The sequence below is a fragment of the Streptomyces sp. NPDC057616 genome, assembly GCF_042800575.1.
Taxonomy (GTDB): Bacteria; Actinomycetota; Actinomycetes; order Streptomycetales; family Streptomycetaceae; genus Streptomyces.
This window is the reverse complement of record NZ_JBHVGU010000024.1, coordinates 144,550-156,295: the sequence shown is the minus strand read 5'-3', so window position 1 is coordinate 156,295 and position 11,746 is coordinate 144,550. Positions and strand designations below refer to the sequence as shown.

Below are 11,746 nucleotides of genomic sequence, written 5' to 3'. Positions count from 1 at the left end.
CGACCGCGACGGAACCTTCGAACCGAAGATCGTGAAGAAGCGACAGCGACGTCTGACCGACGTCGACGAGACGGTCATCTCACTCGCCGCGAAGGAGAAACCATGAACAACTCCTTACCCAAGTCTGCCTAGGACACCAGAGAGGTGTTCGCCGGTCTCGACTGGGGCGAGAGTCACCACCAGCTCTGCCTCGTCCACAAGGCCGGGCACGTCGTGCACCAGGGCCGGTACACGCATACCGCTGACGGCCTCGAACGCCTTGACCGGCACCTGCACCGCCACGCTCCGCTGATGGGGATCGCCATCGAACGGGGCGAGGGCCTACTCGTCGAGCGCCTCCAGGCCGCAGATCACACGCTCTACTGCGTATCCCCGAAGGTCTCCGCCAGGGCACGGGAACGCTATCGGATGGCGCCGAAGAAGGACGACGCCTTCGACGCGTTCGTCCTTGCCGACAGCCTCTGCCACGAGTTCCGGCACTGGCGGCCGCTGCCCGTGGCCTCGCCGCAGCTGGCCGAGCTTCGGGCTGTCATCCGCGACCGGGAGCGCGTTGTCTGGAACCAGCGCGATCTCGAGAACCAACTTCGGGCCATCCTGCAGTCCTACCACCCGGCTGTACTGCACCTTTTTCTCTTCCCCGGACCGGGACATCAGCCTGCCATTCCTGAACGACTACCCCACGCCCGAGCAGGCCCGTCGGGTGGGGCCCGAGCGGATGAAGGCGTTCACCGGCCGTCACGGGTATTCCGGACACACCCGATCTGAGGTGCTGGTCGAGCGGCTGCGGACCCATCTGTTGAGCGCGGCTCCGGGCACGGTCGCCGGCAAGCAGCTGACCGCCGTGCTCTTCGCCGAGCAACTCGCCCTGCTCAACGACCACATCCGCGTCTTGAACAAGCGCGTGGACGAGCTGCTTGCCGTTCATCCCGACGCGCCGATCTTCCTCAGCTTCCCCTGCATGGGACGCTCCTGCGCGGCGTTCCTCCTGGCCGAGATGGGGGAGGACCGCGACCGTTTCCCCACCCCGGCCGCGCTGACGGCCGAGACCGGCGTCGCTCCGGTCACTCGGGCTTCCGGCCGAACCCGACAGGTTCGCTTCCGCTACGCGGCCAACAAGCGTATGCGGCACGCGGTGGACTGGTGGGTCTTCAACATGACCCGCGAAGTCCCCTGGGTCCGAGAGGCATATGAGCAGGCCAGGAACCACGGGCAACCCCACCATCGCACCATTCGAGGCCTCGGTGCCCGCTGGGTCCGTGTCCTCTGGCGCTGCTGGCAGGACCGCACCTGCTACGACCCCGCCCTGCACCACGGGGCCCCGCAGGAGGACCGACTGACCGGCTGAGAGCGATCTGACGCATCCGCGGGACGATCACAGCCTGGTCCCGCGGCGCTTCACCATGCCCCCGGACCCACTTCACTCGCCCCGGCTTCCAACAACATCCAAAAAAATAGGGAGGTTGACAGTGGGAGTCTGCGTGGTTCACCTGCGCAACTCGTTCCGTTACGCCGCCCGTCGGGACTTGGACAAGGTCGCAGGGGCCCTCAAGCCCGTCTACACCGCACCAGCGAGGACGCGGCCACGGAGCGGTTCCTGGAGTTCCAGGAGTCCTGGGGGAAGAGGTATCCGGCGATCGTGAAGCTGTGGTCGGACGCCTGGGCCGAGTTCGTGCCCTTCCTCTCCTTCGACGTCGAGATACGCAAGGTCATCTGCAGCACGAACGCCATCGAGAGCGTCAACGCCCGCATCCGCAAGGCCGTCCGCGCCCGCGGACACTTCAATGAAGCCGCCGCCCTCAAGTGCATCTACATGGCGCTGATGAGCCTCGACCCGACGGGCAAGGGCCGCAAGCGGTGGACCATGCGCTGGAAGACCCCGCTGAACGCCTTCCAGATCGCCTTCGAGGGCCGCCTGACCCCGAGCAACAACTGACCTTCAACAACCAAGATCAGGCGTTAAATTGACACACCCCCTCGACGGCCAAGGCGCCCTGCGCCCGGAAAACCCCTGAGTCCCAAGCGGCTCTTCAGACAAGACCAGCGCGAGAACCCGCTGAACAGCAGACACCTCCGAACGTCACCGTTCGCTGGCGTCGCCTAACGGCCGGGTGCACGATACATCGCTCGTGCACCCGGCCATCGTCATCCTCCGAGTCAGAAAGACCGGCTTGGTCCACCGCAAGGCACCCCTGACCGAAACCGGCCACCTGCGCCTGGCACAGTGCGTCGTCGACGATCAATGGATACTCCGCCGAGCGGCCGAACGCTTCCAAGTCTCACCCACCACAGCGAAACGGTGGTCTGAGCGCTACCGCGAGCAGGGATCAGCTGGGATGACGGATCGCTCCAGCCGCCTGCGCCTCAGCCCGCGACGCACGCCGACCCGCACCGAGCGGCGCATCATCAAAATCCGCGTCCTGCGCCGCTGGGGCTCAGCCCGCATCGCCTACCTGCTCGGCCTCAACCCCTCCACCGTGCACCGAGTGCTCAGCCGATACCGAGTCGCCCGGCTATCGCATCTGGACCGCACCACAGGCCGCGTAATCCGACGCTACGAGTAGTCCGCACCAGGCGACTTGGTGCACGTCGGCATCAAAAAGCTCGGCAACATAACCAACGGCGGAAGCCGTCAGGTCCTGGGCCGTCAGGCCGGTCGCAAGAACCGGATCGGCGGCGGTTACAGCTACATCCACAACGCCGTCGACGACCACTCCCGCCTGGCCTACAGCGAGATTCTCACCGACGAGAAGAAGAGACCACCTCCGGATTCTGGACCCGGGCGCAGAACGTCTTCGACCGGGCCGGGATCACCGTCCAGCGTTACCTGACCGACAACGGCTCCTGCTACCGCTCGCGCGCATGGTCCAGCCCCCTGGCCGACGCAGGAATCACCCACCAACGCACCCGCCCCTACCGCCCGCAGACCAACGGGAAGGTCGAACGCTTCAACCGCACCCTCCTTGACGAATGGGCCTGGGGACGCCGCTCAGGGGCTCCCCAAGCTCCTTCGGGTCAGGACGTTCCCTTCACACGCTTGAAGAGCCGGCCAGCGAGGTCAACGCCGGTGACCAGACCACTGCCGTCGCGGGAGAAGTAGCCGCGCTGCCCTTCGAGACCGCCTTCGGTGACGATGTACTCGTCGCCTTCGCCGGGAAGGAAGCCGATGCCTGCGGCCGGGTGGTCCGGAGGCATCTCCTCGTCCGATGCCGCGCGGATCTCCGGTTTGATCTCGACCGCCAGGGTGAGACGGGTGCCGTCGGTGGCGATGTCGAGGTTCAGAGCGTCGATCTCGTAGCGGCCGACGACTTGTTGGGCATGGCCCTCGTCGTACGGGAGTGGCTCCGCCGTCTTCTCGGCGACGCCGAGATAGTGCTCGAGGGCCCACCGCACGACGGACTGGTTGAACTGGTAGCCGTCCGGGCCGACGTTGGCCAGGGAGACCACAGCGAAGTCGCGCTCGGGCACGATGAGCAGTTCGGCGAACTGGCCGTTGCCCGAGCCGCCGCTACCGATCCCGTGGAGGCCGTCCAGGTCGTGCAGGAACCAGCAGATGCCGAAGCCGTCACCGAGCGTGCTGGCTCGCAGCTCGACCGTCTGCTCCCGCATGCGGTGCAGCTCCGCGGCGGGCAACACACCTTCTCCGTCGCCGAGTTGGAACCTGGCCCAGCGCAGCAGATCGCCCACCGAGGAGGCGAGACCACCGCCGGGGTTGTCGCCGCGCGCGCCTTCCTTGAATCCTCCCCAGGGTCGGGCGGGGCGCAGTTCGCCGTCGTCGCCGCGGTTGTAGCCGACGGCGAACTTGCGGACCATCACCTCGGACAGGCCGTACACGGTGTCCGCGAGGCCCACGGGCTCCAGGACGAGCGAGGCCATGGCCTGCTCGAAAGGCAGGCCCGTGACCTTCTCGATGATCCGTCCTGCCAGGTTGTATCCGGCCTGGCTGTACGAGGCGCGGGCCCCGGGCGGCGCGATCAGCGGCAGCTGGGGCAGCTTCGCCACAAGCCCAGCCAGGGAGCGGTCGCCCTCACCGTCGTCGATCAAGTTCCAGTCCAGACCCGAGGTGTGATTGAGCAGGTTCAGGACAGTGATCCGCTCCGCGGCCCGCTCGTCGGCGAGCCTCAGCTCGGGCACGTAGTGGCGCGCCGGCGCGGCCAGGTCCACCTTTCCCTCGGCGACCAGACGCATCAGTGCGGTCGCTGTGAAGGTCTTGGAGACCGAGGCCAGCGGGAACAGCGTCTTCTCGTCGACAGGCTGCGGGTTGCTCAGGCTCGTCACGCCGTGCAAGGCGTAGATCTCCTGGCCGTCAAGCAACACCCCGACCGCCACACCGGGAACGCCGAGCTCCGCGGCCTTCGCGTCGACGTACTCCGACAACTTGTCCTGCAACATGGCTCCCCCTTCGAGTACTTGCACTAAGTGCAAGGCGGAGCATAGATACCTGCTCAAACCAAGCGCAAGAAGATTTCATGAACTAAGTTCAAGTAGAGTTGTGACCATGCCGCGAGACACGCTGACCGTAGACCGGATCGTCCGTGCGGCCACCGAGCTGCTTGACGACGAGGGCCTGGACGGCCTCAACATGCGAAGCCTGGCGACGCGGCTCGGCTCGGCCGCGACGGCCGTCTACTGGCACGTCAAGGGCAAGGACGAGCTGGTCCGACTTGCCGCCGACGCAGTCTGGCACGAGGTCGAGCTGCCCGATCTCGCCGCCACCGACTGGCGCACCGCCGCCACCGCGCACGCCAACGGCATACATGCGATGCTCACCCGACACCCCTGGCTCGTCCAGGCATTCAGCAGCCACCTCCTGTACGGACCCGGCCAGGCCCAGCACCACGACCTGGGTCTCGCCATCTACGAGAAGGCCGGCTTCGCCGCCGCCAACGCGGACCGGGCAGCCGCCACCCTGTTCACCTTCGTGCTCGGCAGCGCACTCGGGCCCGCCGCACAGGTCTCGCTGCACCGCCGACTGGGCAAAAGAAGCGCAGGTGCCGAGCGTCTGATGGACGAAGCCATGGCACACGCCACCGAGACCGCCGCGCAGTTCCCGCGGCTGCGCGAACGCCTCGGCACCAGCGCCGCCTCGGAGTACGCCGCAGCGCCCGACGACACCTTCGCATTCGGCCTCCAGTCCATCCTGGACGGCTTCGAGGTCCGTCTCGCCGCTGACGACGCAAGCTACCGCGGGTGACCCACCCGCGGGCAGACCATCCATCCCCGCGCTGCCGGCAAGAAACCACTGGGACGGCCTGACCACCAACTCCAGCCACCGCGCCGCCACCAGTGACGGTCCGTCACCGTTCCCCGGAATCGATGACCTGGGACACCGCTGTAGGTGAGTGGTGCGCACAACCGAGCACTTGGTGGAGCGCCCGGCTCGGTACAGGGATGTCGGCGGTACGTCCCGCACCGTGGCGATGCCGAGGTCGCCGTGCGCGCGGAGACCGTCGCCTCGATGGCTGCCGTCGACTGGAGATCCACGCCCGCGAGGCGCTGGGCATCGACCCCGGCGACCTGCCCTCCCGAAGCTCGCTGCGGCCCCTCCTTCGACTCTCCGAGCCCCGCTCGCTGCCCGTGCCGTCGTACCTCCTCGGCGCCACTACACCGCGGCCCGTCGGTCCTAGCCTTGGCCCGCCGGCCTCTTCCTGCCGTGCCATTGTCGCCGAAGCGACCGCTGGCACCTGGTGGTTCAGCGATCTGCGCCGCCGCGTCCTCGGCGGCGCGGCGCTCGGCGTCACTCGTCTGCAGGGCAGCCTGAATCGGGACGGTCATCGGCTGGTCCGCGGCACCACCGTCGACTCCGCCGCTGGCCGATCCGTCAACGGCGTCCGCGCACGGACGGGGGGAATCCCCGCGCCAGGAACTCGACTGCGTCAGCGGCCGGCCGGGCGGAAAGAGCTTGAAGTGCGCGGCCCATGGTGCGGCAACCTCGGCAAACCGATTGCGGTCCGGTCAGTGCCCCGGATACGGTCCGCACATGTCTGCTCTGCTCTGTGACGTCTAGCTCGGATACCGGCCTCGACACCACCCTTGTATCCTCGAGCTGTCACGGAGCGTAACTTAAAGTGAAAACCTTTCGTGGTCTCGGCCTGCTCCGAAACCGGGACTTCTCCCTGTTGCTGAGCGGCCAGCTGGTCTCCTCCATAGGCGATCAGGCTCAGTCCATCGCCCTGCCGCTGATCGTGCTGACCCTCACCGGGTCGGCCACCCACGCCGGGTACGTACTCGGCGTCGGCACCCTTTCGTTCCTGGTCTTCGGGCTGATCGCCGGAGCGCTCGTCGATCGATGGGATCGCAGGCACACCATGATCTGGTGCGAGCTCGGACGGACCGCGCTCACGGCCGGTGTCACCGTAGAGCTGTGGCTGGACAGGCTCACGATGCCTCAGCTGTATGCGACGGCCGTGCTCTCCGGGATCCTCACCACCCTCTTCCAGGTGGCCAACACCGCTGCGCTGCCCAATGTGGTCGGTCCGCGGCAACTGTCCGCCGCGCTCGGCTATTCGCAGTCCGCCGCCAATGCGGTGCGCGTCTTCGGCGCCTCACTCGCCGGGGCGCTCTACGCCCTCGGACGGACCGTGCCCTTCGCCGTCAACGCGGTCTCCTTCGCACTGTCCGCCGCCTCGCTGCGCCTCATGCACGACCGGTTTCAGGTGGACGGGCACTCCGCGCGTACGAAAGCCGGTCTCGCCACCGAGATCCGCGACGGGCTCGGCTGGCTCTGGCACCAGCCGGTCATCCGCTTCCTCACCCTGGTATCAGCTGCCGACAAGCTTCGCTACGGCGCGGGTTACCTGCTGATCATCACACTCGCCCAGCAACTTGGGGCCTCCTCGCTGTGGATCGGCGTCATCTTCAGCGGTGCGGCGGTCGGCGCATTGGTGGGGGCGCTGGTCTCGGAAAGGGCCACACGCCACTTCCCGCTCGGACGGATCGCCGTGGTGATGTTGTGGTTGGAGGCGCTGATGTTCCCGCTGTACGCGCTCGCCCCCAACCCGGTACTGCTGGCCGCGGTCGCGGCCGCCGAATCACTGGTGGCTCCGGTGTACATGGTGGCCATGACCACTCACCAACTGGCCATTACCCCCGACGAGTTGCGGGGCCGTGCGACGAGTGCGGTCTCGACGCTCACCACGGGAGCACTGTCCGTCGGCACGCTCACAGGCGGTGCGCTGATCACCGTACTGGGCGCCAGGCCTCTGGTCTGGCTCTGCGGGGCATGGCTGCTCATGTTGGCCGTCCTCACCACGGCCAACCGGGCTGTGCGGCAGGCACCACCGGCAGGCGCGATCCCGCAACACACGGCCACTGTCCCGGCCGATGCCACGGAGATGGCCGGCTAGCCACCCCGGGCTGCGGCCACCGCTGCCCCTCAGTGGGAGCGAGGACGGTGATGGATCAGCGGTGGCCGCGGGTCACGCCAGGCACTCCAGCCGGGCTCCGGGCGGCCTCCACGTCCTCGCCCGGGAGCTGTCGGTGCCGACGTCGGTGACGACCTCGTGGGAGCAGCGCGTGCCACGCACCCACTACGCTGGTCTGGGCCATCAGGTTCGGCGTGAGGGTACGGCGCCGAGAGCCGAGAAGCCCGCGGCGCGGTGAACATCCCACGTTGCCGTCGGCTGGACCTGTCCATGAGACCGAGCAGGTGCGCGAGCCGAATGAGGTGTCTCGAGCGGCAGATGACAGCGAGCGCCTCACGCCCCACGATCTCGGTTCCTCCGCCAGCAGGCGCAGCCCGGACCAACGACGTCGGCGGTGGTCTCGCGGCTCCAGCGGATCCTTCGGCAGCGGCGGCTCGGTTGACACGTGAGATCTCCCGAACTACGCGGAAGCCTCGGCGTCCTCGTCCCGTGGCGGCCGCCCGATGCACGCCGGTGGACCGCCGTTTGTGTCACCGTCCGCTTGTGGGTGATCGACGTCGGCCACCACCGTTTCGCTCACCAGCACACGGACGCGGCTTGGCGCTGTTCGAGCACGGTGGTCACGAGCTCGTGTCCGGCTCTTGTCAGGGTCAGCAGGACCTTGCGCCGATTGGCGGGATTGGTCCTGCGGTCGACCATGTCGACGGCTGCCAGGCGCTCCGCCATGCGCAGTGCGGTGAACGGATTGACGCCGAGAGTGGCAGCCAGCGCGGTGAGGGTAACCGGGCCGCAGGTGTCCAGAACGACCAGTGCGCGGAGTTGGGGCAGAGTGAGCGACTCGGCGGTGGCGGCGAGTGCACGGGCAGAGATGGCCACGAACAGCTGGGAGGCGGCCATCACGGCGGCGCGCGAGAACTCCCTGAGCGGCTCGCAGCCGATAGAGGACGTTGACCTCCAGGAGGTGGTCGATCACGTCCCGGCAGGCGTCCCCGACTTCGGATGCCTGGGTGCGACACCAGACCGGTGTCCGCATCTGGAAGGCGATCTTCTCCGGTGGATAGTCGTGCTTGTCGGTGCGTTTTCCCTGTTCGAGGGCCGCGTGCGTCTTCACGAGCTCGCCGTCGCGGAAGATCTGCACCATGGTCGCCGTGGCCCGGACATCAACCTTGCGGCCGATCAGTTTCCAGGGAACCGAGTAGAGAGTGCGGCCGACCTTGATGTGGATGTCCGGTCCGACGGTCGCCGTCGACCAGCGGGCCAGGACGAAGCGGGTCTGCGGCAACGGCAGCAACTCGGCGGCTTCCAGGGCCTCGAAGACACCTCGGGTGCGGCGCCGTCGAGGGGACGGCACTTGCGGCGGCCTGCGACCTGCAGGCTCCAGGCCACGGCTTCGGCCTGCATCTGCTCCAGCGACGTGAACTCCCGACCCCGCCAGAACGAGTCCCGGACATAGGGCATCGGCCGCTCGACTCGCGGCTTGTCCTTCGGTTTCAGCGACCGGGCCGGATCGACCAATGCGCCGTAATGATGGGCGAGTTCACCATAATCTTTGTTGATCTTCGGGTCGTAGAGGTCCGGCTTGTCGACGCCGGTCTTGAGATTGTCGGGGACGAGCCGGCGAGGAACACCACCGAAGAAGTCGAAGGCCGCGACATGCGATTCGGTCCAGGACTGCTGGTCCATCCGCAGCACCGGACGCACGAACATGTGCCGGGAACACGGCAGCACCATCACAAACGCCCAGACCCGATGCCGTCGTCCCGTCCGCGGATTGGTCCACTGGCCCAGGAATCCGTAGTCGGTCTGGGCTTCCTCGCCCGGCGGGACTTCGTCCCGCAACACCGTGACCTGGGACCGCATGACCTCGTCCGGCAGGGTGGCATGCACCCAGCGGCGAAAACTGGAGATCGACACATCCAACTTCCGCTCGTCCCGCAGGCGTTGGTGGATCGTGGAGACGGTCACCGTCCCCAGCAGGCTCTTGAGGTAGTCCCGGTGTTTGTCGATCTCGGGCCAGGTCACCTGCCGCATCTGCCGGTCGGCCAGTCCCGGGAACCACTCCTCGATCAGCTTGGCCCAGTCGGCCTCGGTCATCGGCGGCCCGCCCGGGGTGATCCCGGCGGCCTCCGCCGGCGCCAGGTACTTCCTGATGGTCTTGCGGTCCACCCCCAGCGACGTGGCCAGAGCACTCTTGGACCGGCCTGCGTACCAGTGGATGAAGATCTCGGTGATGTCGACCACGACGAACGTTCTCCTCGCCATCCGGGCCTTCCGAACAACGAGACAGCGGACACCAGCCGCCTCCGCGACGACCAGGTCCACCAGTCCCGGCCTCCGCGCTACCCATGGCCACTCAGGTGGAAGCGACCTGGGGAAATACGTGATCGTCAAACCACACGTGCTGGGGAAATACGTGATCGTTCACAGGTAGGCCATGTACAGCGCGGACAAGCCGACGGCGAACTCCGCGATGGCGTCTACTGGCACATGGGCGACGACAACGCGAACGACGCCGGCGTCGCCGGCGAGTGGATGCGGGAGCCGACGATCCGTGCACGGCACGACCGTCACCGTGGACCTTTGCGGGGGCGCCCATGATCAGGGCGGAGACGGTGGTCACCGTGAGGGGCCGGCGCTGGTGCCGATCACCAGCGCGGTGCCGGGCATCATGCTGTGGTCCGTTCAGAGTGCAGCCGTCCCTGGGGGACGACACCGGCAGCGCCGACCCGGCCGCCCTCGCCGCCCTGTGCCTCAACCTCGCCGCCTACAACCACTACACCCCCGGCACCGAACCCGCCGCCCAGCACGCGCCCAGCACAGCGGCCGCCACCAGCGAGGCGGAGGACGACGAGGACGCACCGGAGGACGAGGCAAAGGAAGACGAGGAGGCCAAGCACGCAGCTGCCCAGGAGGCCGAACGGGCCCGCGCCGAAGCCGAGACCAAGGCGGCCGCAGAGGCCGCCGAGCGGAAGAAGGAGCACCACCGCAAGATCGCGGGGAAAAAGGCCTACCGTGCCGCGATCGAAGCCCGCCGCACGTTCCTACGGCAGCTGACCGCACGCAAGAACGCGCCCCAGCCGCTCGCCGCGTGGGTGACCCGGACCCTGCTGACCTGCCCCAAGCCCGTGCAGTCCTGGACCGGCGACACCACCCGCTCCGCGATCCTGGCCGATCTACTCTCCATCGGCACCAAAGAGAGGAAGGCGGCCAGCGCACAGGAACGGGCGTAGCTGTCAGATCTTTTGACGGACCATGAGGTGGGCTTCGGGGCCTGCGTTCTCGAGGCCGTCTCCGCCTCCGTCTCCTGCTCGGCTTCGGCGAAGACCCGGTACAGCGAGGCGACCGATGGGTTCTTGTCCTTGTTCTTGCCGGTCTTGATGGTGAGCTTCTTCGCGATGTCGGGGACAGGGACACCCTTGTCCTTGAGCGCGAGGGCGAAGGTGAGCATGTCGCTGTCGATGACCTTGGGCCGTCCGCCGTGGTTGCCCTTCTTCGCGACGCCGACTTGGCCTTCGAGGGTCTTCTCCTGGATGTAGTTGCGTTCGATCTGCCCGGCGACGGCCAGGACCGCGAAGAACATGGCGCCCATGCCATTGGGGTCGTAGATGCCGGTGAGCGAGCCGGTGAGGAGTTCGAGTTGGATGCCGCCAGCCTGGAGCTCGGCGGACAGCGTCATCAGCTCGGCGGCGTTGCGCGCGAGCCGCTTGAGCTCGTGGACGGTAAAGATGACCGGGGTGTCCGGGGCGGCCTCCTTGAACTGGTGGGCCAGCTTGAGTGCGGCCTCCAGCTCGGGCCGAATCTTGATCCGGGTGCTGATCTGCTCGTGGATGACCTTTTGGCAGTCGGCCGCGTGGAGGGCTTCGAGCCGGCTCACCAGTTCCTGGCGGGCCGTCGACGTCCTCGCGTACCCGATACGGATGGCCTTCGCGGTGCGCTGTGCGGGCACCGCGGCGGGGGCCGGTCCTTGCTTCCAGGGTCGGCCGGGCGAGCGGTCGGCGGGGACAAGAACTTCGAGTTCCTCCCGCAGCGCGGCAATGAGGACGAAGCGTGGCGTGTGGTACTTCGTCGCGGTCTTCCCGCCGCGCGTGCGGCAGGCGCTCCCGGCGGGCACTTCGCACTTGGGGCAGTCGCTGCGTTCTACCGCGTTTGCGGCTTGATCGGGCGTCAAGTCCACGCGATCAGTGCGTCAGAAGTGTCTCGCAGAACGGGCGAGTTCTGAGAGGACTTCTGCGAACGGCGACCTGGGGAAACGGATCACGTTTCGGGGCTCTCGCAGAACTCGCACAGATGGTCATTTATGAGAATGGCCCTGCGTCACTTCGGCTGCGCAGAGGTACACGGCCTCGCCGGAGCAAGGATCGACGGCCCCCGAGCACACGGAAGGT

General features: G+C 67.4%; 8 protein-coding genes and 5 pseudogenes. 8 read left to right on the top strand and 5 right to left on the bottom strand.

Going from position 1 to position 11,746, the window contains the following annotated elements:
* The 5 genes and pseudogenes from ACFU97_RS28555 to ACFU97_RS28535 form a co-directional block, all read left to right on the top strand.
* Window positions 1-94 (top strand): annotated as a pseudogene (locus ACFU97_RS28555) (transposase); the annotation flags it as partial.
* Between the two features lie 50 nt (window positions 95-144).
* Window positions 145-765: a transposase gene (locus ACFU97_RS28550; RefSeq protein ID WP_384262005.1), complete on the top strand. Its 621-nt coding sequence runs from the start codon at window positions 145-147 to the stop codon at window positions 763-765.
* 1 nt (window position 766) lies between these two features.
* Window positions 767-1,345 (top strand): transposase, encoded by a 579-nt coding sequence (locus ACFU97_RS28545; RefSeq protein WP_384262002.1) that lies wholly within the window; start codon window positions 767-769, stop codon window positions 1,343-1,345.
* A 127-nt stretch (window positions 1,346-1,472) separates the two neighbouring features.
* A pseudogene (locus ACFU97_RS28540) lies at window positions 1,473-1,933 on the top strand (transposase); the annotation flags it as partial.
* A gap of 235 nt (window positions 1,934-2,168) precedes the next feature.
* Window positions 2,169-2,983 (top strand): annotated as a pseudogene (locus ACFU97_RS28535) (IS481 family transposase); the annotation flags it as partial.
* Window positions 2,984-3,012: 29 nt separating this feature from the next.
* Here ACFU97_RS28535 and ACFU97_RS28530 read toward each other — a convergent pair.
* Complete coding sequence (locus tag ACFU97_RS28530) at window positions 3,013-4,389, bottom strand: serine hydrolase domain-containing protein (protein WP_384261999.1); 1,377 nt, start codon at window positions 4,387-4,389, stop codon at window positions 3,013-3,015.
* Window positions 4,390-4,495: 106 nt separating this feature from the next.
* On the opposite strand from ACFU97_RS28530, the gene ACFU97_RS28525 reads away from it, so the two are divergent.
* The 3 genes from ACFU97_RS28525 (at window position 4,496) to ACFU97_RS28515 (ending at window position 7,810) form a co-directional block, all read left to right on the top strand.
* Window positions 4,496-5,191, top strand: a complete 696-nt coding sequence (locus ACFU97_RS28525; RefSeq protein ID WP_384261996.1) for a TetR/AcrR family transcriptional regulator — start codon at window positions 4,496-4,498, stop codon at window positions 5,189-5,191.
* 874 nt (window positions 5,192-6,065) lie between these two features.
* Window positions 6,066-7,343, top strand: coding sequence for an MFS transporter (locus tag ACFU97_RS28520; RefSeq protein WP_384261993.1), 1,278 nt, complete (start codon window positions 6,066-6,068; stop codon window positions 7,341-7,343).
* A 188-nt stretch (window positions 7,344-7,531) separates the two neighbouring features.
* Window positions 7,532-7,810 (top strand): DUF6479 family protein, encoded by a 279-nt coding sequence (locus ACFU97_RS28515; RefSeq protein WP_384262039.1) that lies wholly within the window; start codon window positions 7,532-7,534, stop codon window positions 7,808-7,810.
* A 127-nt stretch (window positions 7,811-7,937) separates the two neighbouring features.
* Here ACFU97_RS28515 and ACFU97_RS28510 read toward each other — a convergent pair whose 3' ends face one another.
* From ACFU97_RS28510 to ACFU97_RS28495, 4 genes and pseudogenes are all read right to left on the bottom strand, one after another.
* A complete protein-coding gene (locus ACFU97_RS28510; RefSeq protein WP_384261990.1) occupies window positions 7,938-8,258 on the bottom strand; it encodes a MarR family winged helix-turn-helix transcriptional regulator in 321 nt (106 codons plus the stop codon).
* Between the two features lie 247 nt (window positions 8,259-8,505).
* A pseudogene (locus ACFU97_RS28505) lies at window positions 8,506-8,712 on the bottom strand (IS21 family transposase); the annotation flags it as partial.
* 62 nt (window positions 8,713-8,774) lie between these two features.
* Window positions 8,775-9,623 (bottom strand): annotated as a pseudogene (gene istA, locus ACFU97_RS28500) (IS21 family transposase); the annotation flags it as partial.
* A gap of 745 nt (window positions 9,624-10,368) precedes the next feature.
* Window positions 10,369-11,307 (bottom strand): recombinase family protein, encoded by a 939-nt coding sequence (locus tag ACFU97_RS28495; RefSeq protein WP_384261987.1) that lies wholly within the window; start codon window positions 11,305-11,307, stop codon window positions 10,369-10,371.
* Between the last annotated feature and the right edge of the window lie 439 nt (window positions 11,308-11,746).